Consider the following 22391-nt stretch of genomic DNA (forward strand, 5'->3'; position numbering starts at 1 on the left):
GTCATTATCCCTTGAGGCAGATGAAATGGGCGAAGGGCTCGTCCTTTCCCGGATCCATGCTGCTGACGATTTCCCCCATGGACGTCGCTTCTTTGAAATGGTTAATCCAGAAAGGGGGCTCCTCCGGTCCCCAGAGTAAAACACCTTTGCCTCCCTTGTAGGCAAGCGGCTTTTCATTCCCTTTTTTCAATTCAATGCGTGCCTTCGGAAATTGCCAGGACATCGTGCCCAGCAGCAAATGGTTTTCTGCATAAAAATAATCCGGTGTGGAGCAATGATTCACTATTGCCTGGGCCAGTTGCGCAAACGCATACTCACGTTTTGACTGATGCCCCGATTGAGCACGGCCGACCACCGCCGCAATAATCAGCAGTTGACCTATCAGGCAGAAAACAATGAACCGCTTCGCCTGTTTTTCCCAGGATTGCTCCTGATTCAGAAGACTAAAAAAGAGCAAAGGACTTAGAAAGAGCATGGGGATTAGCCAACGGGCCTGAAAATCTTTGAAACCACAGAGCAGCACGACCACTGAAACCAAAACGAGGCTTAAGGCCGCGTGGTGAAAAAGCGGCCTTGTTTTTGCCGTTGCCTTAAGATTAATTTTTTTCGGAACAGAGAAAAATAAACTGGAAAAGAGAAAAAGAGGCCCAAGAAACAGGGCCACAGACAGAAGGTATTTATAAATACCGTATCCAATCGATTTTTCTGCGGGCGCCAATTTATAACTGCTTTGCAAACCCAGGGCATGATGTTGCCAGAGCCACAGCACGTAAGGTGAGAGAATTGCTAGAAGGAGGATGACGGTGATCCCGGTTCGCCAGTCAAGCAATTGACGCCGTTTGTCCGGCAAGGTTAACGCGGTAATGATTAAGGCGGTCAGGAATAATAAGTAATTAAATTTTGATAAACAGCCTGCGCCCGCAAGAAGACCTGAAACAGCATACCAGACCAAGTCGTTTCTTCGCACGGTAAAGAACCAGAGCCAGGTCAGGCAGGCCAGCAGTAAGGCAAGTATGGAATGGGTGTTATCTTTAATTAAATCGAGACTAATGACGCTGATCAGCGTCCAGGCGCAGAGGGCAGACCAGGCCAGGGCAGGATTCGGGCAGTAGTAACGGCAAAGTTTAAAATAACTGCAAAGGCAGCCGAGGAGCAAAGCATACTTCAAAACCGCCAAACTGAACAAATGAGGACCCAGCAATTGAAACACAGCGTATTGCAGCCAGGTATACAATGGCGGCTGGAACGGATAACCGAAGGCCAGCTCGCGTGCCATGACAAACTGTTCGGCTTCGTCGATTTCAAGCGTGTGACCACGCAGAAACAGGCGAATAAGCAGAAATAAAAGAATATACAGGGTAAAATAAAGAAGTGGCTTTAAGGAGGAGGCTGTCCGAAATGTTGCAGGATTAGCAAATCCTGACTCATTATTACCTGAAGATGAGCACAATTGTTGGTTTTTTTTAAGCATTTACATTAAGCTGATAGTCACAAACAAAAGGCATGGTAACAATTTTTTTGGCATGCGATAAGTAAGGGACTACGTCAATGAAAAATTTTGATGATGAATTAGGTTATCTGGTTAAAAACTTCGCTGATTACGACAATACCGCTTATCGCTCCAAACCAAACATCTCTCTGCAGCAGGTTGAAGCCCAGGCCATTGCCTTGTTTTCCCAATACATGGCGCAGGATGGCTTCGAACCCACTGCCATCAATAAGCATTATAAAACCTTAGCCCGTTGGTTTCACACCGATAAACTGGTGAACGAAACGGCTGAAAAAAAATGGCTGAATGCGGTCTTAAGCACGTCTGAAAATAACGGGGGCGCATTTAAGCTGGTTGGGTATGTCCGGGAACAGTTAACCAACATGAAACAGGAAAAGAAAGGCGATTATTTTGCCCATGTGTCAACCATGGACGAATTACTCAACCAACTCAAAGAGGATAAGGAGCGTGCCACCACACGGACACAGCGGGCCTTGATGCAAAGTATTATTGATGTGCTTGAATCAGCCCGGGGTTACCATGCCACGGTTTCATCTAAAAACCCTCTTTGGATTAAGGGTTTATTACACAGTTTACCCTACATCAGCGGCGGTATTTGTGTCGGATTTTATGTGAAGGAACTGGCTTTACTGTACGCTTCGATTTATTTAATTTCCTCAGGGGGCCAATGGCTTGAGCGATCCAACAGCACGCGTTGGCAGATGCTGGGAAAACAGATGAAATCCTTCGGTGTCAGTCTTGAAAATGCGGTACTGGCGCTATTGGGCAGCCTGGTTAGTTTAAATTACACGGCCATGCATCACATCCGGTATCTCAGCGCGGGATTGGGCGGCGCGCTGTACCGTTACTTGGTTCCTGCCATTGAAGAAAAACCGGGGATGAACGAAAAAACGGAGGAAAAAAGCACGCCGGTAGCGAAGGAGGATGTTTGGTCGCAGCCAGGTCAATTGACAGTGCCATCTTCGTCCGGTAAGCAGTCAGGGCTTGGGCCGCAGCATCTGCTGGGCGGCGCGGAGTTTTCCACGCTGGAAGGAAAGCTTGTCGCTTTGCCTTTAGAAGAATATAAACGAAAACAAAAGCAGCAATACTTCAGCACCTGGCGGACGGGTGACGCTAAAAGTAAAGTATTGGCAGAGGCCGTCACTGAATTACAGCATTTGGATAAGGCATTGGCCCCCACCGAAAAATTTGAAAAAATAGAAAGCCATTTAAAAAAAGTGGCGAATCATCCCTTATTCCGTGTTGAATCCAGCCAATCCGCGAAAGCACTTGCAATGGCCCTTCAACTGGCAAGACAATTGTCGGCTCAACCCTTGCCCCTTGAAGTCACTCCGCTTCTCATGATAGAAGATCAGCCCAAAACAGAAGGGGACAAGGAAGAGGATGAGCACGATCTCGATACTCTGTATGCTATGTAGCGAGGGCCCTTGATTTTTATTACTACTAATTGATTTGAGAGACGTTATGAACGTTGTTGTCTATGGCGCGGGTTATGTGGGTTTGGTGTCAGCGGCTTGTTTTGCACACATGGGGCATCGGGTGGTTTGTGTTGATGTCGACGAGGCGCGGATAGCTGCGTTGATTGAGGGGCAGTGCCCCCTCCACGAAGAGGGATTGCCTGCTTTGCTGAAGGACCAGATCCACAATAATCGCCTGGTTTTTACCACCCATTTACGCGAAGCGGTCCCTTCTGCGTCCCTGCATGTCATTGCCGTGGGAACCCCCAGTCAGGAGGATGGCAGCGCCGATTTGTCGCAAGTGTATGATGTTGCTTCCCAGGTGGTCGAGCATGCCACAACTGATGGGGTCCTGGTTATCAAATCCACCGTTCCCGTTGGTACGGGTGATTTACTTGCCGCGCATGTGCATAAGCAGTTGCAGCAACGGAAAAAAAGCCACCGTATTCATCTGGCTTCCAATCCTGAGTTTTTACGAGAGGGCACCGCTGTTCATGATTTTTTAAATGCTGATCGTATTGTCATTGGCGGCAACCGTGCGGCACTTGACACCCTGACACGTTTTTATGAACCGCTGGTTCAAAAAGGGATTCCGCTGCTGACCATGAGCCAGCGTTCAGCCGAGTTAACCAAATACGCGGCCAATGCATTGCTTGCGACCAAAATCAGTTTCATCAATTACATCAGTCAGCTTGCGCAACAGTTGGGTGCCAACATTGATGAGGTACGCGAAGGCATGGCGCTTGATCATCGCATTGGACCTCATTTTCTCCAGCCAGGTATTGGCTATGGCGGCTCCTGTTTCCCCAAGGATGTGAAGGCTTTAAGCCATAGTGCGAGACTTGCGGGGCTTGAAACGCGATTGCTCGATGCAGTGGAACGGGTTAATCACCAGCAAAAGCAATGGCTGGTTAGGCAGTTGTCTTCCTATTTTAATGAAGAACTGGCTGGATTGAACATTGGCCTCTGGGGTTTAGCCTTTAAACCGGGGACGGATGATTTGCGTGAAGCCAGCAGTCTGGTTATTCTTAAGGCGTTGATTGAGGCAAAAGCCAATGTGTTTGTTTACGATCCGGCAGCCATGAACCCCGCTCGAGAACTGTTCAAAGGAGAGGCTGGGATTACCTGGTTAAGCAGCGCGCGGGACGTGCTGCAACATAACCTCCATGCCCTGGCTATTATTACCGAGTGGGCTGAATTTAAGCATTATCCCCTGGCTGAATTGCAAAAGCAGTTGGGAACAGCACCGGTTTTTGACGGCCGCAATTGTTACTGTTTAGAGGCAGCAACCCAGGCGGGTTTGCTTTATTATTCCGTTGGCCGCCCTGTGGTCAATCAACCCCTTCGTCAGACTGCGCCAGAAACCAGTTTTCACGAAGAAATCATTTAATCCTGTCTCGCAAGGAGTGTGTGGATGCAAATTACTAAAGCGGTATTTCCGGTAGCGGGTCTGGGATCACGTTTTCTCCCCGCTACCAAGGCTAACCCCAAAGAAATGTTGCCCATTGTGGATAAACCTCTGATTCAATATGCGGTGGAGGAGGCTGTTCGAGCCGGTATTACCCACATGATTTTTATTACCAGCGCGGGTAAACGGTCCATTGAAGATCATTTTGATAATCAATTCGAGCTGGAAAGCCGCCTGCAGGAGCAGGGACGGGACCATTTATTGTCACTGGTGAAGAATGTGTCCCCGGAGGGCATTCATTTTACCTATGTCCGGCAAAATCAACCCCTGGGACTGGGCCATGCGGTGTTATGCGCTGAACACGTGGTGGGCAATGAACCCTTCGCAGTTTTGCTGGCCGATGATCTGATTGACGACGCCAGGCTTCCCTGCTTAGCAGCCATGACAGAGTATTTCGACTCGACGAATCATTCTCTGCTGGCCGTGCAGCCTGTACCCTGGGAGGACGTGCATCAGTATGGCGTGGTTGAAGTCGACAATCGCGAGGCCGATTATTCCCACATTAAGGCAATCATTGAAAAACCGCAACGCGCAGCGGCTACCTCGAATCTTGCGGCGGTGGGCCGTTATGTTTTTACCCCCGGCATTTTTTCCTGCCTGAAAGAGACGAAGCCGGATCATCGCGGTGAAATCCAGTTAACGGATGCCATCCAGCGTCTTTTGTCGCGTGAATCCGTATCGGTTTTCCAATTCAGGGGCCGCCGTTACGACTGCGGTTCCAAACTGGGTTACATTCAGGCCACGGTCGAACTGGGATTGAAACACCCTGAAATTGGTGAATCCTTTCGCCATTATTTACAAACGCTTGGTTGTGGAACAAGATGAGAAATCAGCTGGGGATGGGCAGGGTGAAACAAGGGATACGCCTTGTTTTTCTTTAGCGACATCTGGCAAGATGCAGACTAAATTTAAAATCCAGTGAGGAACACTATGAAAATTCTAGTGGCAGTGAAGCGCGTCATAGACCCTTATGTCAAAATCAGGGTTAAGGCGGATCAGACTGGCGTTGAGACCCAGAATATTAAAATGGCAATGAACCCGTTTGATGAAATTGCAGTTGAAGAAGCCATCCGCTTAAAGGAAAAAGGACTGGCTGGCGAGGTGATTGTCGTTTCCATTGGACCGCTAGCCTGTCAGGAAACCTTAAGGCATGCCTTAGCCTTAGGCGCTGACAGAGCCATTCATGTTCAAAGCGAGACTGCCTATACCAGTCTCGATATCGCCAGGATACTTCAGAAAATCACCGAAAAAGAGGCTCCACAATTAATTCTGATGGGTAAACAATCGATTGACGGCGACAATAATCAAACCCCGCAAATGCTCGCCGCTTTACTGGCTTGGCCGCAGGCTACCTATGCCTCGGCATTGACAATCGAAAGCAATGCTATCCAGGTTACCCGTGAAATTGACGGCGGTCTTGAAACCCTGGCCATGCCCCTGCCGGCGGTGGTCAGCACGGATTTGCGCTTGAACGAACCGCGCTATGCCAGCCTGCCGAATATCATGAAAGCGAAAAAGAAACCGCTGGAAAGCATGGACGTCAACACACTGGGCCTGTCATTAAAACCTCATGTTGAAATCATTTCCGTCAAAGCCCCGTCCAGCCGTTCAGGCGGAGTCAAAGTGGAGTCAGTGGCTGAACTGATTAGCAAATTACAACACGAAGCCAAAGTGCTTTAATAAGGAGAACTCATGAGCACTTTAGTCATAGTCGAACATGACAATCGCACCATGCATCCTGCCACCCGCAATACCTTTGCGGCCGCGAAGGAGTTGGGGGGCGAAATGACCCTGCTGGTGGCCGGCAAGAATTGCAGAGCAGTGGCTGAACAGGCGGCCAGTTTAAGCGGTGTGCATACCGTCTGGTGGGTTGACCATGAACAATACCAACAGGCTCTTGCTGAACATTTAACACCGCTCATCGTCAGCAAAGCGCATTCATTCAATGCCATTCTGGCGCCGTCTTCAACGTTTGGTAAAAACCTGTTGCCGCGTGTTGCCGCCACATTGGACATGGTTCAAATTTCAGATGTCAGCAAGATAATCAGCCAGGATACCTTTGAACACCCGGTGTACGCGGGCAATGCGATTGAGACCGTCAAGGTGCTTGATCCCATTAAAATCATGACCATTCGAAGCACGGCCTTTGATCCGGTTTTCTCCGAACAAAGCCCTTGCTGCATTGAACAGATTGAAGCCGCCCCGGTTGATACGAAGACCCGATTTATTCGTCATGAACTGAGTCAGTCTGAGCGTCCCGATCTTGGAAGCGCCAAAATTGTGGTGTCGGGCGGACGCGGCTTGCAGAGTGCTGAAAAATTCAAATTGATAGAGGAATTGGCGGATGTGCTGGGCGCAGCCGTGGGTGCCTCCCGTGCTGCCGTTGATGCCGGTTTTGTTCCCAATGATTACCAGGTGGGTCAAACAGGAAAAGTGGTGGCGCCGGGTCTTTACATTGCTGTTGGTATTTCAGGCGCGGTACAGCACCTCGCCGGCATGAAAGATTCAAAAGTTATCGTGGCAATTAACAAAGATGAGGATGCTCCCATTTTCCAAATTGCCAATTACGGTTTAGTGGGTGATTTGTTTGAAATAGTCCCCCAGTTGATCGAACAATTAAAGCAGTATAAGGGGAATTAAGTATGTTGGTTGGTGTTCCAAAGGAAATTAAACCACAAGAGAACCGCGTTGGCCTTGTGCCGGGAAGCGTGAAGGAAATTATTCGCGCTGGCGGCTCGGTTCTGGTTGAAAAAGGTGCTGGGAACGGTATTGGTATCAAGGATGAACATTACGTTGCCGCCGGTGCGCAACTCGTGGATACCGCCGATGAAGTGTTTGAACGGGCGGAATTGATTGTAAAAGTCAAGGAGCCGCAGCCGATTGAGTGTCATCGTCTGCGTGAAGGGCAAACGTTGTTCACGTATTTGCATTTGGCTCCCGATCCACAACAGACCCGTCTTCTCAAAGAATCCGGGGTTACCGCCATTGCCTATGAAACCGTAACACAGAATGACGGCGGTTTGCCGCTGCTGACCCCCATGTCGCAAGTCGCTGGCCGAATGTCTATCCAGGCCGGTGCACACTGTCTGGAGATGGCGCAGGGCGGCAGCGGCGTATTGCTTGGTGGAGTGCCTGGGGTGGCACCCGCCAATGTTGTGGTGATCGGCGGCGGTGTCGTCGGTACTAACGCGGCGCGGATGGCCATGGGCATGGAAGCGCGTGTAACCGTACTGGATAAGTCGCTGACACGATTAAGGGAACTTGATTTTCAATTCGGCGCTAAATTAAATACCATTTATGCGACGGTCGGGGCGTTGGAAGAATACGTGACAGCGGCGGATCTGGTGATCGGTGCCGTGCTGGTTCCCGGTGCGGCGGCTCCAAAGCTTGTCACTCGCACCATGCTGAAAGCCATGCGTCCGGGTTCGGTGGTGGTCGATGTGGCAATTGATCAGGGGGGGTGTTTTGAAACCAGCCGTCCGACCACCCATCAGGAACCGACCTATGTCGTGGATGACATCGTGCACTACTGTGTAGCTAACATGCCCGGTGCGGTGCCGAGAACCTCCACCTTTGCCTTAAACAATGCGACGCTGCCCTTTGTTTTAAGTCTGGTCACCAAAGGCGTCAAGCTGGCGTTGTTGAGCGATGGGCATTTGCTCAATGGCCTGAATGTCCATAAAGGCATGATCACGTATGAAGCCGTGGCTCGTGATTTGGATTATGAATACGTGACAGCGACGGATGCTTTGGCGGTTTAACCTTAAATTCCTCCCTGTGCCATTAGCCGCAGGGAGGCAATCAACCCATTCAAATTCGGAATGATCCGAAGGTTTCATCCGGCAGTTCCGGAGTAATTGTTTCTTCTAACGTTGCACCGGCTTCACTTCCTGAGGTTATCGTTTTTACAATCTCTGCCTGTCTTTTTTTAGCATGGTCAAGTTCTTGTCTTTTATCCCTGTATAGCTGATTGAGACCCGAAACATCTCTGCTCACGACCGCTATTTTTTTGGAATTTTCTGTTGTATCAACATAGACTTTCTGGATATCGCCCTGGAGTTTACAAGCGCTATCCTGAATAGGTTCGGATGTAAAAAAGTTGAAAGCCCACAGAACCAATCGCTGAAAGCGGTTCGCTTGTTGGTGGGCGGCCTGAAAGCCCCATCTGTAAACCCATGTATTGGATTTTTCTAGATTTTGACGTTGCGTTTTGAGTTCGTCCTGTGCTCTTCTTAGATCGATTAATTCACTATTCTTCGTTTCAAATTGTTCTGTGAGTATTGTGCATGCCCTTGTTAAATAGCCTACTCGATAATTAGAATGGACTAAGGCGGCGCTGAGGTGGCTTTTTTTAATCTCTGCCATGAGCCTGAGGAAATCGCCCATCTCACCCCGTGCGGGCGCCTGAGCAATAAATGGTTCTATATCGCCTTCCAGGCCGGTTGTCTGGATATAGGCGTCCAGGTTCTTAACCTCGTCTTCCACAACCTGAAAGTAGTCCTCATACTCCCGATCCTGCTTGTCTATGGAATAGACCTGCATACTGATCAATCGTTTTTCCATGGAGGTGTAATCCGATTCTAATCCTTCCCATTTTTCTAAATCGACCTTGCTCTCAACCGGCGGCATTTTTCTGCAGTGTAAATCAATCAAAAGCAGCCTGACAATTTGATGTTCCCTCTGTTTTGTCTCATCATAACTGGTATCGTTTAATGTTTCTGCATTCTGTGAGGCTAAAACTTCTTTAATGGCCTTTCTTACCTCTTCCGGCGTTGCGTTTTCGTAGTCTCGATTGAATTGCTGTTTTTTAGCTAAAAAATAATGGTATAAGTCATTAAACATGGGTATCGTTGGTTTTTCAGTTCTTAAGTAGTTTAGCTTAGAATGATTAAGAGAATATTAATGGCTACTTTGGCAGTAAAGGCGTTTGGCAGTAAAGCCACCCTCTCCCGCAGCGGGAGAAGGCGGCAGCGTTAAAACAAATCGCCCTGATCCTGTTGATTACCCTGCGTCGCGGGAGAGGAGTATTCCTGAGTTCCCGGGGCATCATCAGCAGGAATGTCTTCTTCTCGGAAATATTCAGTAATGGCGTTGTCCTGATTGCTGCGTGCCAGAAGGCCGGTAACGGGATCAATGCGTACTGCGACGACATTGTCCGGTTTGGTAAATTCGTGTTCCGGCTGTTTGTGCAAAGCCACTTTCATGAAATCAATCCACATGGGCAAGGCCAGATTGGCCGCATATTCGTGCAGGGAACGGGGATTGTCGTAACCTACCCAGGTGACGACCACTAAATCCGGATTAAATCCGGCAAACCAGGCATCAACCTGATCGTTGGTCGTTCCTGTCTTGCCCGCAATGTCCTGACGGTTAAGAACGCGTGCAGCGTGGGCAGTGCCGTGCTGAACAACGTCTTTCATGGCCGTCGTCATTAAGAAGGCGACGTCGGCAGGAATGACGCGTGGTGCCCGGGAGGAGGCATCAACCTGTTTAGGGTCACAGGCTTCGCAGGCGATGGCCGGCTTCTGCTGCAATAACACTTTGCCGTCATTGTCGGTAATGTGATCGATGATGTAAGGTTCAATTTTATAACCGCCATTGGCAAAGACCGCATAGGCAGCAGTTAAATCAATGGGGCTTACGGTTAGGGTGCCCAGCGCCAGCGACAGAGCACGCGGCAGGTTTTCTTTATGGAAGCCAAAATGAGTCGCGAAATCAATGGCATAATCCAAACCTAAATCATCGAGCACGCGAATGGACACCAGGTTGCGCGAGCGAACCAGGGCTTCCTTGAGGCGGGTGGGGCCGCCAAAGGTCTGGTTATCGTTATGCGGACGCCACATGGTGGGTTGGCTGGGATCATCGACGACGATGGGGGCATCATTAACCAGGGTGGCCAAGGTGTACCCTTTATTCAATGCGGCGGCATAAATGAAGGGTTTAAAGCTTGAGCCCGGTTGACGGCTGGATTGGGTGGCGCGATTGAATTTGCTCTTTTCAAAATTAAATCCGCCGACTAAGGCTTCCAACGCACCGTTTTTAGGATTCATGGCCACTAAAGCCGCCTCTGCTTCCGGGATCTGGGTTAAAGACCATTGGTTGTCCTTGTTTCGGACATAGACGACATCGCCGACATGGACTACCTGACTGGCATTAGCGGGCGCTTTACCAACCCACCCTTTACGCAAGGCAGGCCTTGCCCAGGAGAGACCCTCCCAGGGAATGGTCAATTCCTGTCCCTGACGGGAAATGGCCTGCGCCTGTCGGTTGGCCACAGCGACGATGAGTGCCGGCTCAAGGTGGTTTACGGTGGGGTATTTGCTGAGAAGTTTGCGCAGTTCATCGGACGATTTCCCCTGAATGTTGTCAAAATGAGTAACCGGGCCGCGGTAGCCGTGACGGTGATCGTAAGCTATCAGATGATTTTCGATGACCTCATTGGCTGTCAGCTGCAGGGGGCCTTTGATGGTGGTATAGACTTTGTACCCTTTGGTATAGGCTTTTTCTCCAAAGTGCTCATAAAGCGATTGACGTATCATTTCCGCCACATAAGGCGCTTTCACCTGGATATTGGTGCCGTGATAGCGTGCGGTGACTGGCTGTTTAACTGCCTCGTCGTATTGGGCTTTGGTGATGTATTTTTCTTCCAGAAGCCGTTCCAGCACATGGTCGCGGCGCTTTTTGGCGGCCACGGGATTGACAATGGGGTTTTGGGTGGACGGCGCCTGCGGTAATCCGGCAATCATGGCCAGTTCTGCGAGGTTCAATTCTTTTAAGGGTTTGCCATAATAGATAATCGCGGCAGCGCCTACGCCATAAGCGCGGTTGCCAAGGTAAATTTTATTCAGATACAACTCGAGAATTTTTTCTTTGCTCAGTTCGCGATCAATTTTAATGGCGAGCAGGATTTCATTGAATTTGCGCAGAAAGGTTTTTTTACGGCTTAAAAGGAAGTTACGCGCCACCTGCATGGTGATGGTACTGCCGCCCTGGGATTTGGTACCGGTCTTAATCATGCGCAGCGTCGCACGGCCCAAGCCAAAAATATCAACGCCCGGGTGTTCGAAGAAGCGTTGATCTTCCGTGGCGAGCAGGGCATACACCAGGGTTTTGGGAATCTCGTCATAGGTTAAGGGAATGCGTCTTTTTTCACCGTATTCTTGAATTAACAAGCCTTCCTGCGTATAAATACGCAAAGGCACCTGCAATTGCACGGTTTTTAAAAAATCAATATCGGGCAACTGGCTTTCAAGATAGATATAAAGAAAGCTGACGCCAATAACCAATAAAAAGAAAAGGCTGCATAATGCCCAAAGGCCTTTACGCCAAAAATAGGCTGGCTTTTTCATACTGACTGCGATTCATCTTTAAAAGTAACAATGCAGCGATTATACCGCTATTTTGCAGAATATTGCGAATTTTAACCGGCAGGGCAGCCTCTCCCAGGTCAAAGAGGGAGAGGCCAGGGGAAACGCATTATTCACTCAGGGGATTTAACGAAGGCGACGCGCCTTTGCTTTGTTCCGAGGGAATACCGGGAGATGATGAGGGGTATTTCCCGAAAAGCAACCCGCCATAGCGGAATTGCTGTGGCTGGCGCAGCATCAGGTCAACCATTGGATTCTTGGGACTTAAATACCGCGCTGTGCTGTTTTCTTCGCGTAATTTTGAGACTTCCGCTTCCAGTAATTGTTTGGCTTCTGTTTCTCGTTTCAGCAATTCTTTGAGCGACGCAATTTCAGTGGTGAGCGATCCCGTGCTTTCTTCACTTTTTGAAGCAAGCGCCATTTTTAATTTGTCTAACTCCTTCTCCGCACTGACCTGCTGTTCGTCCGATGTCTGTTTAACAAGCAGGTGTTGTTCTTCCAACAGGGAGTAGGCGGCTCTGGATTCGCTTAAGGCCAGTTCAAGCGTTTGAATCTTAAGCTTTAATTCTTCTTCTTTTTGCTGACTGGTTGCCTCCTGCTGCTCCAGTTTTTTCTCAAGGCTTTGATGGTTTTTCACAAGTAGATCGTATCTGGCGGCTGCAGACTCTTCTGTCTGTTTGTTTAAAGACATAAGCTCTTCACATTGTTTTTTCAGACGTTCATTTTCCTTTTTCAGTTCCGCGTGTTTCTTGAGAGGATTCTGATGCTGGTTGATGAATATTGTAATCATCGACTCGATTTCGCTTAATGTGGTTTTGTCCTGCATGGGGGAGGGAAACAAGGGAAACTGGAATTTGGATTTTGGCGAGGAGAACAGAAGGTCGTTCAGTACCGTACCACTGACTGCATAGTTGTAACGGCCCATCACGCCACGTATACAGCCTTTCATTTCCCAGGTGTCGTTGCCATAGAGAATGGAGAGTTTTTTCCCCTGATCCGTTTTCAGCAGCAAACCGCAATCGGCCACGAACGACTTCAAGGTGTTTTTGACCAGGAGCTCTTCTTCCGGGGATAAAGGCGTTCCTTTTTCAACCAGCGGTCGGATGTCATTGACAACCTGCCGGGCATATTGTAGCAGGGACAGTCTATCGTGATAGCCTTTCGATGTGGCCTTTTGAATGATTTTATCCAGCTCACTCATGAATTCATCGTGAGGTTTGGCGTAAAGCAGCTCGAGTGGAATGTCAATATTCTGTGATTGAGTTTCCTCATAATAATTAATGATGATTTGAGCCACGGTGTTGATTAATTCTTGTAAACGAGACATACGAAACTCCTTTTTGCAGATAATCCGGAAAAAATTGCCGGCGGTCTTTCACTATATTTAATTGCTGGCATGAGGGCAAGCGTTATACAGATAGATTAATAGAAAAGTTAAATGGTTTTATTATGAAGAATGTTAACTGGTTTGTTTCTTGGTGGTTAACAACGCTGTTCAGCGAAAGAGGGCATGAATAAGAAAATAATTTAATCAACCTGATGGTTAGATATCACCTGCAAGGTAGAATCTACTGAAAAAAAAGCAAAATATTCCATTTTTTAAACGCTTACGTTAACATGAAACAAGCGTCATCGGTTTGGATACCAGTATAGGTTTAGATATTAGTACTTCAGCGCAGGGAGAAAGAATACGTGCTCAAACTGTTTAAACCTAAAAGCCGCTCAATCATCGGGATTGATATTACTTCTTCCTCTGTCAAAGTATTGGAAATTTCCAGTGCTGATAATAAATACCGCATCGAAGGCTATGGGGCTGAGCCTCTACCCGCCAATGCCATTGAAGGCAACACGGTCAAAGACGTTGACGCGGTGGCCATGTGCATCAAACGCGTTTTATCCAAAGCCCATTTATCCGGCAAACACGCCGTGGTGGCGGTCCCTGATTCAGCCGTTATCAGCAAGGTCGTTCAGATTAATGATGGATTGAACGATGCCGAGATCGAAGAACTCATCGTCATGGAAGCTGACAAATACATCCCTTATCCCATCGATGAAATCAACATCGATTTTGAAGTACTGGGGCATTCGCCTAAAAATTCCGCCATGCTCGATGTCCTCATTGTGGCCTCCCGCGCTGAGAATGTCGGCAGCCGTGTCGATGCAGTTAACCGGGCCGGGCTTGAGGCTAAAATTGTCGATGTGGAGTCGTTTGCAGTGGAGCGCGCCGCGCATCTGCTGGCTAAGGAATTACCGGCCCAGGGACAGGATAAAATTGTTGCCGTCATTGATATTGGCGCTTTATATACTCACCTGTTTGTCCTGCACGGCATGAAAATCATTTTTACCCGTGAGGAAGAGTTCGGCGGCAAGCAATTAATTGATTCCATCGCCGCTCAGTACCAGGTCAGTTTTGAACAGGCTGCCCTGATGAAAGCCGAGGGTAACCTGCCTGAGAATTATGAAGAAGAAGTGCTTGAGCCCTATGTTGAGATGATTCTGCTGCAGGTGAAACGCACCCTGCAGTTTTTCTTCTCCACCAGTCACCATGGTTTTGTCGATCACATTATCCTGGCCGGCGGTGTCGCCAGATTGCCTAATCTGGCGGGCCTCGTGCAGGAAAAAACCGGGATCCCGACCAGTGTGGCTGACCCGCTGCATGAAATGGATTTTGGTAAATACGTTAATCGCGACGAGGTGATAAGTCAGGCGCCTTCGTTATTAATAGCCTGTGGTCTTGCACTGAGAACAGTAGGGTAATGTCATGACAGAAATAAACCTCTTACCCTGGCGGGAAATCAAGCGCGAACACGAAAAGAAACAATTCACCACCATGCTGCTTGCCGCCCTGATTTTTGCGGCAGGGACCGTTTTTCTCTTTAATTACTACGCAACGAGTCTGGTGGATGGGGAAACCCAGCGTAATCAGCGTCTTCAGGATGAAATTAATACGCTCAATAAACAGATTGAGGAAATTAAAAAGCTTAAGGAAATCCGGGAAGCCTTGATTTCACGCATGACCATTGTCCAGAACCTGCAGGCTACCCGCACACTCACCGTTCATCTTTTTGATGAATTGGTTAAGGTGGTGCCGGATGGGGTTTATCTAACGCAGGTTCAACGCAGCGAAGACCGGATTACCGTGCTTGGGTATTCCGAATCCAATACCAATGTCTCCATGCTGATGCGCAACATTGAACGCAATCCCTGGATTAAAGACCCGGTGCTCACGGAAATTAAAAAAACGACAGTCAATCCTGCGACAGCCGATCCCAATGCTCAGGCGGATATAAAAGCTAATAATAAAAATGAATTTAAATTGAGTTTCATTTTAAAGCCTGATTTAAAGCAGGAATTGCAGCCCACAACCACGAACGCGGTTAAACCACAACCATGAACAATTTCAATCTTAATGAGTTAACGTTTGATAACGTGGGCCAATGGCCGGCGCCAGTGAAGTATTTTATGGCGGGTTTGCTCGCGGTCATTTTGATTGGTATTGGTTACTGGGTGATCGTAAAGCCGAATTTTGAACAGCACGATGCCTTGCTCGCTCAGCAGGCCACGCTGAAAACCGAGTTCGAGCAAAAACAGCAACAGGCAGTGAACCTGCAGGCTTATCGTGTCCAGCTTCAGATTATGAATGAACGTTTTGGCAACATGCTTAAGCAATTACCGGCACAAAACGAAATGCCGGGCCTGCTTGAAGACATTTCCAAAACCGGTATTTCAAGCGGTTTGACGTTTGAGCTGTTCGCACCGCAACCCGAGGTGGTTCACGATTTCTACGTGGAGTTGCCTATCGATATTACGGTGGTTGGCAATTATCATCAATTGGCTCTGTTTTTAAGCCGAATTGCCGAGATGAGTCGCATTGTCACCCTGCATGATTTTGAAATTGTGAATCTTTCTGATAAAAATAAACAACAGCCAGGCGCAAAAGCCGTGACGAATCCTGATCTTTTGGAAATGAAAATTACAGCAAAAATATACCGGTACAGGACATTATGACCGTCAAGACAAGCGTATTGTACAATGCCATCCTGTTAAGCCTGGCTGCTCTGTTGGCTGGTTGTACGTCATCGGCTGATTCGGAATTGTCGCGCTATATCAATGAAATCAAATCAAGGCCTGGCCGGCCCATTGAACCCATCCCTCAGGTGGCGCCGTTGCCCAAATTTACCTACCCCGAAGTGGATAGCCGCCGCAGCCCGTTTAAACCGAAAGAAATCAAAGTGACCGAAGACAAGCTTGCTCCCAATACCAATCGTCCCAAGCAACCCCTGGAACAGTACCCGCTGGATTCCTTGAAATTTGTTGGTGTATTAAAAGAAAATGCGACTGTCTGGGGTTTAATCAGTAAACCGGATGGCGAAATTGTGCGGGTTAAACCCGGTGATTACATGGGGCAGAATTTTGGTAAAGTCATCAGCATCAGTAATGAGTTATTGAAATTGGAAGAAACAACACAAATTGCAGGGAAGTGGAAGAAGCAAATCACCACGATTAATTTAAACGCGCCTCAATAGGAGTCTACCTTGCGTAAGATTATTACAGCGTTATTATTCACCTTTTGCCTGGGGCTGGCGTACGCCAAGGATAACGCGTTGATAGGGATTAAGACCCTCCCTTTACCGGACAACCGGGTGCGCCTCGATTTCCAGTTTGCCGAGCCAGTCAAACAGATGCCCGCCAGCTTTATTACCCAAAAGCCGTCGCGGCTCATCCTGGACTTTATCCACAGCGCGAATCAACTGCATCCCTCCATGCAAACCAAGAAAATCGACATTGGCTCTCTGACGGATTATAAAGTGGTCTCCGTGGGCGATCGTGTCCGGGCTATTCTTAATCTTGACGGTTCGGTCGCCTATTCAGGGTATGTGAATGGCAATGTGTACTCCCTGACCTTAAGCGGCAAGAGTAACCAGCTCTTCCAGGAAAGAAAAGAAATTTTCGTCAGCAACCGGGCATCATCCAATACCAAACACCGGATTAACAACATCGATTTCCGCGGCACCAACAAGGGAGGGCGCGTGGTGGTCAGCGTCTCTGACAGCAGTATCCCCATCGATGTCACCCAGACAGGTCGTGAAATTGTGGTTAATTTCATGAGTACCAGTGTACCGCCGCAATTGGCGAAGCGCTACGATGTGCGTGATTTCCAAAGCCCGGCGCAGGTGATTTCGGTGCAGCAGGAAGGAAAAAATGTCCGTATGACGCTGACGTCAAAAGGAGATTATGGTCATTTTGCCTATCAGGTGAATAAGCAGTTCATGGTTGATGTCTTCCCGCTGACGGAGGAAGAAATCAAACAGGCTAAATTGAAGAAGGAAGTGTTTGTCGGTAAACGCATCTCCTTAAACTTCCAGAATATACCGGTGCGTTCTGTCTTGCAGTTGCTGGCTGAATTTACCGGCATTAACATTGTGGTCAGTGATAAAGTCACCAATAACATCACCCTGCGTCTCAATGATATTCCCTGGGATCAGGCACTGGATATTATCCTTAAAACCAATGGCCTTGATAAACGCAGAACCGGTAACATCATGATGATTGCCCCGTCGGAGGATTTGCTCAGGCGCGAAAAGGAAGAGCTTAAAGCCCAGCAGGAAGTCACAAGCTTAGCGCCGCTTCGCTCCGAATTGCTGCAAATCAATTACGCAAAAGCGGCGGACATTGCCACCCTGTTAAAAGATAAAAACACGTCCCTGTTGTCCAAACGCGGCAATTTGAGTGTGGATGCGCGCACCAATACCATCTGGATTCAGGATACGGGCCTTCAGATTGAAGAAATCCGCGAATTGGTCAAACAATTGGATATCCCGGTTAAACAGGTGCTCATCGAAGCCCGCATTGTGAACGTGACCAAGGATTTCGCCAGGGACTTGGGAATTCGCTTCGGTGTTTCAAGACCCACGCACTTAAGCGGTACCTTAAGCGGTGCCAACCAGATGGAGCAGGGGATTGCGCCAGCCGATGTAACCCCGTTGGCGGATCGTTTAAACCTTGATTTGGCCGCGGTTCCGGTTTCTGCTTCACCGGCCTCCATTGGTATTGCCTTAGCCAAGCTCGGCGACGGCATCCTGCTTGATCTGGAGCTTTCCGCGCTGGAAAGCGAAGGACGAGGAGAGGTCATTGCCAGCCCGCGATTAATTACCACCAACCAGCAGGCCGCCGTGATTGAATCAGGGGAGGAAATTCCTTATCAGGAAGCCACCTCAAGCGGTGCCACGGCCGTTGCGTTCAAAAAAGCGGTATTGAGCCTTAAGGTGACTCCTCAGATAACACCTGACAGTAAAATCATGATGGATTTGCAGATTAATCAGGATACCCCTTCCGCTCAAACGTTTAATGGCGTACCCTCCATCCTGACCAAAGAGATTCAGACCAATGTGCTGGTGAACAACGGCCAAACCATTGTTTTGGGAGGAATTTATAAACAGGATAAAAACAATGCAATTAATCGCGTACCTTTCCTGGGAGAATTGCCCGTGGTTGGTGCATTATTCCGAAATACATCCACCTCAATTAAAAATGAGGAGTTGCTCATTTTCATTACTCCTAGGATAATAACAAACACCTTGTCCATTACCACCGTTGAAGGACGGGGAAAGGCAGTTGCCAAGGGTTGTGAGTTGGATAAATTCGGGAAGCCTGTCGGGCCTTTTAAATAAAGGCTCACACTATGTTAAACAACATGGATATTGCGCTTATTCATGTTCAGCGAAGAGGTATGTAATTAAAAATGAGCATAGTTAAAGTACGAAATATATTTCTAATCGGACCGATGGGTGCAGGAAAAAGTACCATTGGCCGTACTTTGGCAAAAGAGCTCAAACTTGAGTTCTTTGATTCAGACGAAGTAATAGAAGAACGTGCTGGTGCCGATATTTCCTGGATTTATGATATGGAGGGGGAAGAGGGACTTCGCCGACGCGAACAGAAAGTCATTGATGAATTAACCCAGAAAACCAATATTGTGCTGGCAACCGGTGGAGGCGTGGTCATGCTTCCCGAGAATCGCAATGCACTGGCTGGACGTGGTACCGTCATTTATTTAAAAACATCATTGCAACAGCAGTTTGAACGCACCAAACGGGATACCAAACGTCCTTTATTACAAACCGACGATTTGGAAGGGCGTCTGGAAATGTTGCGGGATGAACGCGAACCCTTTTATGAAGAGCTCGCGGATGTCAGTTTCGAAACAGACAAACTCACGGTCAAAGCGGTCGCTAATAACATTATAAAATACATCTATGGCGAAGTTTAATGCGAGTTGGGCCTTGCAGGTGACGCTGCCTGCAAAAACCTACCCCATCATCATCGGCCATGATGTGTTGTCCCAGGCAGACTTATTACCCCGGTATGTCCCATCCAGGCAGGTCATGATCATCAGCAACGAGACGGTTGCACCGCTATACCTGGATAAAGTGCGCTCGCTTTTTACTGATAGACAATGTGACCATTTGATTTTGCCGGATGGCGAGAGGTATAAGGAGCAGGGCAGTCTTGCCCGAATTTATGATGAATTGATTCAAAAACAACATCACCGCGACACGACACTCATTGCCTTAGGGGGCGGCGTGATTGGCGACATGACTGGATTTGCTGCCTCGACTTATCATCGCGGAACGCATTTTATCCAGATTCCAACCACTCTGCTGGCTCAGGTCGATGCGTCAATTGGCGGTAAAACAGCGATAAATCACCCGGCCGGAAAAAATCTGATTGGCAATTTTTATCAGCCGGATGCCGTCATTATCGATCTCGACACCTTAAAAACCCTGCCGCCACGTGAATTTCGCGCGGGGCTTGCTGAAGTCATCAAGTATGCGCTGCTTGAAGGCGGTGATTTTTTTGAGCTGGTATATCAGGCTTTAAAACAGGGCTTGGCCAATAATGACTCGCCTGATTTAGCACAGATAGTCAGCGAATGTTGCCGTATTAAGGCGGCGATTGTCATGGAGGACGAGCGTGAAGCCGGTCAACGGGCCCTGCTTAATTTGGGGCACACTTTTGCCCATGCTTTGGAAACCTACAGCCGCTATCAACGCTGGCTGCATGGTGAGGCAGTAGCCATCGGTCTTTATTGCGCCGCCAAACTTTCCTCCCGACTGGGTTTTCTTGGCGAGGAGCAGGTGATTCTGATTGATGAGTTGTTGACCCTTGCGAAATTACCGTCGCGCATCCCGGGGGATATTCCTCTGGAGGAATTGCGTGCCATAATGTCGCAGGATAAAAAAATTAAAAATAATAAGTTGCGCTTCATCCTGCTTAAAGGCATTGGTGACTGTTACATTGATGATGAGGTAACAGAAACGGCTTTACGTGAGGTTTTGAAGTGTGCTGTCGAAGGAGAAGTTATCCATGTCAAACAAGGGTGAAAGCAGCAGTCCGGCGGCTGAGACGCCATTTAAGCCGGCATCCTGGCTTGCCAAAATTGATTTTATAAACCATCTGGTGTTGTTTAATAATGTCCTGATGGCTGTTCTTGCCGAGCAGGGGGGTGGTAAAAGTACCTTTATTCAGTTGCTGAAAGCCAATCTGGATCAGGGAATTAAATCTCACACCATGACCGCTGCCGCGCCGTTTTCAGCCGATGATTTTTTAGCGCAGATGGTCGAGGCGTTTCATCTTCGCGATGATGTCCAGCCGACTTTGGCCAGTGTCGTGGAACAAATCAATGAAAGAAAAGCGCACGTTTTAATGATCATCGATGATGCGCATCATGTTCCTGATGAGTTCCTTAAAGAAGTTCTGGATAGCATTAAAAACCAGGAAGGGACTGCCTTCTTCCATCTGTGTATCGTTTGTGATTACTCCTTGATTGGCAGTTTAAATCGCCTGGACAAGGATGATTATAAAAACCTGATTCACACCATTACCCCAGGCTCGCTCAGTGAAAGCGAAACCAAAACGTACCTTTTAAGCTACCTGCCCTCACCGAAACGACTGGAGAAAACCATGTCTTCCGATCGGTTAAAGCAGTTTTATCAGCTCACTGGCGGCGAAATTGCACGCATTAATCTTGAAATGCATAATTTCTTCAGTGCCGATGCATTGAAAGACACTCACAAGCCAAAATCCTTAGCCAAGCGCCTGACATTAACGGCAAGTCTGGTGATTGTTGGCCTGGCGTGTAATTACATCTGGCAGAACCAGGACGCATTACGGCGAACCCTGTCGTTTTCTTTTCCGGAAAAACCCTTAGCCTCTGCGCAGGCCATCAAGGAACAGCCGGTGGTCTCAAACCTGTTGCCCATCGAAAGGCCGTTGGTCAGCGAAATTCTGCCGTTAAATGTGGCCGTTACCAGGCAGGAACTGCAGCCGCCGCCTTTAAAGCGTCTGTATGAGATTTCCAATAGCGATGAAGAGGCCAACGATAACCTGGTGGTGATGGATAAAGTACTGGTCATTCCCAAATCTCTGGCGCGAAACACCGAGCCAGGTCAACGCCAGCCAGCCCCCACTGCAAGGCACCAGGAGCCCGCAAAACCCACAACGACAGCGCCTGTACTGACTAAAGCCCCGGCTTCTTCATTGCCTGGAATAAAAGAACAGGCTAAAGCAGTAGCTACGGCGGCCAATGGCGGCCAATTCACCATCCAGTTACTGGCTGGTCGAAGCCCGGAAGATTTAAAACGCTTTGTGCACGCCCATGGCATCCATGACGCAGTCAAAGTTCGGAAAGTCAGCCGTAACGGCCGCGTGTGGTATGTGCTGACTCTAGGAGAGTACGGGCAGATTGAACAGGCAAAAGCTGCCATGAGTCATCTACCGCCTGCCGTCATTCCCTTTAAACCCTGGATTCGTTCCGTATCCGGTTTACCCGTTGTAGGGTAATGGGGTTGCAACAGGATCAGACGGCCGATGCCTTCGCTGCTGTCTGATCCAAATCCAGTAGCCTGTTAATGCCATACCGGTGTAAACAATCATTAACAGGACATGAAAGGGAAGTTGCTTAAGCCAATAAAGATAGGCGTACACCGAGTCCGTCACCAGCCAGAGCAGCCAGCTCTCCAGCACTTTATGACACATCAATACCTGGGCAATTAAACTTAAGGCCGTAGTAAACGCATCCAGATCAGCAACGGTTGTCGATGTGAAGCGCTTAAGGCCGATGACAATCAAAAAATAAAGACTGGCGAACGCCAGGCCGACCATCAGCCATTGATTGAATGACAACGAGGAAATTTCACGACTGGTCGCCTCGGAGGATTGTTGCCATTTCAGCCAGCCGTAAGCGGTGCTTACTAAATAGAACACCTCCAGGAGGGTGTCGGCGTAAATGCCGTTGTGCCAGTAGAGCCAGCCGTTAATCAGGTTCGCTGCCAGGCCAAGAATCCAGGCGATTCGGTTTAAACGAATAAGGTAATAGGTGCACAGCAACGAAGCTAAAGTGCCTGATAAATCCAGTAACATAAACAATCCCTACGCCGGCATGATCCGTACAGGTTCAATGGGTATGATCTCAGCCTTTGCATGCTGCAAAGACACCCCGTTTTTTAAAAAATAAAAAGTGTAACCGATAAGCTGTCCTATGGGAAATTAAATCAATTTCTGCTAGGCTATAAAAGTCAGTGTCAAGG

General features: G+C 48.4%; 19 protein-coding genes and 1 riboswitch. Of the genes, 14 read left to right on the plus strand and 5 right to left on the minus strand.

Annotated features, from left to right (window positions below; translation table 11 throughout):
- Positions 1-4: 4 nt before the first annotated feature.
- Positions 5-1471 (minus strand): ArnT family glycosyltransferase, encoded by a 1467-nt coding sequence (locus Lrub_RS05915; protein WP_058531246.1) that lies wholly within the window; start codon positions 1469-1471, stop codon positions 5-7.
- Positions 1472-1548: 77 nt separating this feature from the next.
- Here Lrub_RS05915 and Lrub_RS05920 point away from each other — a divergent pair, with 77 nt between their 5' ends.
- The 6 genes from Lrub_RS05920 (at position 1549) to ald (ending at position 8196) form a co-directional block, all read left to right on the plus strand.
- The gene (locus Lrub_RS05920; protein ID WP_058531247.1) at positions 1549-2928 is read left to right on the plus strand and encodes a hypothetical protein; all 1380 of its coding nucleotides are present in this window, start codon (positions 1549-1551) and stop codon (positions 2926-2928) included.
- A gap of 46 nt (positions 2929-2974) precedes the next feature.
- Positions 2975-4357, plus strand: a complete 1383-nt coding sequence (locus Lrub_RS05925; protein ID WP_058531248.1) for a UDP-glucose dehydrogenase family protein — start codon at positions 2975-2977, stop codon at positions 4355-4357.
- 24 nt (positions 4358-4381) lie between these two features.
- Positions 4382-5260: a UTP--glucose-1-phosphate uridylyltransferase GalU gene (gene galU / locus Lrub_RS05930; RefSeq protein ID WP_058531249.1), complete on the plus strand. Its 879-nt coding sequence runs from the start codon at positions 4382-4384 to the stop codon at positions 5258-5260.
- A 105-nt stretch (positions 5261-5365) separates the two neighbouring features.
- Complete coding sequence (locus tag Lrub_RS05935; RefSeq protein WP_058531250.1) at positions 5366-6115, plus strand: electron transfer flavoprotein subunit beta/FixA family protein; 750 nt, start codon at positions 5366-5368, stop codon at positions 6113-6115.
- A gap of 12 nt (positions 6116-6127) precedes the next feature.
- Positions 6128-7075: an electron transfer flavoprotein subunit alpha/FixB family protein gene (locus Lrub_RS05940; protein WP_058531251.1), complete on the plus strand. Its 948-nt coding sequence runs from the start codon at positions 6128-6130 to the stop codon at positions 7073-7075.
- 2 nt (positions 7076-7077) lie between these two features.
- The gene (ald, locus tag Lrub_RS05945) at positions 7078-8196 is read left to right on the plus strand and encodes an alanine dehydrogenase (RefSeq protein ID WP_058531252.1); all 1119 of its coding nucleotides are present in this window, start codon (positions 7078-7080) and stop codon (positions 8194-8196) included.
- Between the two features lie 49 nt (positions 8197-8245).
- Here the strand turns inward: ald and Lrub_RS05950 are convergent, their stop codons facing one another.
- From Lrub_RS05950 to Lrub_RS05960, 3 genes are all read right to left on the minus strand, one after another.
- Positions 8246-9277, minus strand: coding sequence for a hypothetical protein (locus Lrub_RS05950; RefSeq protein ID WP_058531253.1), 1032 nt, complete (start codon positions 9275-9277; stop codon positions 8246-8248).
- A gap of 131 nt (positions 9278-9408) precedes the next feature.
- Entirely contained in the window at positions 9409-11784 is a 2376-nt protein-coding gene (locus Lrub_RS05955; RefSeq protein ID WP_058531254.1) for a penicillin-binding protein 1A, read from the minus strand.
- A gap of 127 nt (positions 11785-11911) precedes the next feature.
- The gene (locus tag Lrub_RS05960) at positions 11912-13129 is read right to left on the minus strand and encodes a hypothetical protein (RefSeq protein ID WP_058531255.1); all 1218 of its coding nucleotides are present in this window, start codon (positions 13127-13129) and stop codon (positions 11912-11914) included.
- 365 nt (positions 13130-13494) lie between these two features.
- On the opposite strand from Lrub_RS05960, the gene Lrub_RS05965 reads away from it, so the two are divergent.
- From Lrub_RS05965 to Lrub_RS06000, 8 genes are all read left to right on the plus strand, one after another.
- Positions 13495-14559 carry a pilus assembly protein PilM gene (locus tag Lrub_RS05965; RefSeq protein WP_058531256.1) on the plus strand — a complete coding sequence of 355 codons (1065 nt, stop codon included), beginning with the start codon at positions 13495-13497 and terminating at the stop codon, positions 14557-14559.
- A gap of 4 nt (positions 14560-14563) precedes the next feature.
- Positions 14564-15196 (plus strand): PilN domain-containing protein, encoded by a 633-nt coding sequence (locus tag Lrub_RS05970; RefSeq protein WP_058531257.1) that lies wholly within the window; start codon positions 14564-14566, stop codon positions 15194-15196.
- Entirely contained in the window at positions 15193-15810 is a 618-nt protein-coding gene (locus Lrub_RS05975; RefSeq protein WP_058531258.1) for a type IV pilus inner membrane component PilO, read from the plus strand. The genes Lrub_RS05970 and Lrub_RS05975 overlap by 4 nt, the downstream gene beginning before the upstream one ends.
- The gene (locus Lrub_RS05980) at positions 15807-16328 is read left to right on the plus strand and encodes a pilus assembly protein PilP (protein ID WP_058531259.1); all 522 of its coding nucleotides are present in this window, start codon (positions 15807-15809) and stop codon (positions 16326-16328) included. The genes Lrub_RS05975 and Lrub_RS05980 overlap by 4 nt, the downstream gene beginning before the upstream one ends.
- A gap of 9 nt (positions 16329-16337) precedes the next feature.
- On the plus strand, positions 16338-18473 hold the full coding sequence (locus Lrub_RS05985; protein WP_058531260.1) for a type IV pilus secretin PilQ: 2136 nt from the start codon (positions 16338-16340) through the stop codon (positions 18471-18473).
- Positions 18474-18544: 71 nt separating this feature from the next.
- Complete coding sequence (gene aroK, locus Lrub_RS05990; RefSeq protein WP_058527208.1) at positions 18545-19072, plus strand: shikimate kinase AroK; 528 nt, start codon at positions 18545-18547, stop codon at positions 19070-19072.
- Entirely contained in the window at positions 19059-20186 is a 1128-nt protein-coding gene (gene aroB / locus Lrub_RS05995; protein ID WP_058531261.1) for a 3-dehydroquinate synthase, read from the plus strand. The genes aroK and aroB overlap by 14 nt, the downstream gene beginning before the upstream one ends.
- Positions 20170-21645 carry an AAA family ATPase gene (locus Lrub_RS06000; protein ID WP_058531262.1) on the plus strand — a complete coding sequence of 492 codons (1476 nt, stop codon included), beginning with the start codon at positions 20170-20172 and terminating at the stop codon, positions 21643-21645. The genes aroB and Lrub_RS06000 overlap by 17 nt, the downstream gene beginning before the upstream one ends.
- On the opposite strand, the gene pnuC is transcribed toward Lrub_RS06000, so the two are convergent.
- Entirely contained in the window at positions 21628-22224 is a 597-nt protein-coding gene (gene pnuC / locus Lrub_RS06005) for a nicotinamide riboside transporter PnuC (RefSeq protein WP_058531263.1), read from the minus strand. The two genes, Lrub_RS06000 and pnuC, sit on opposite strands and share 18 nt — an antisense overlap.
- Positions 22214-22313, minus strand: a riboswitch (TPP riboswitch). It overlaps the preceding gene by 11 nt.
- Positions 22314-22391 lie beyond the last annotated feature (78 nt).

The organism is Legionella rubrilucens, assembly GCF_001468125.1.
Classification (GTDB): Bacteria; Pseudomonadota; Gammaproteobacteria; order Legionellales; family Legionellaceae; genus Legionella_C; species Legionella_C rubrilucens.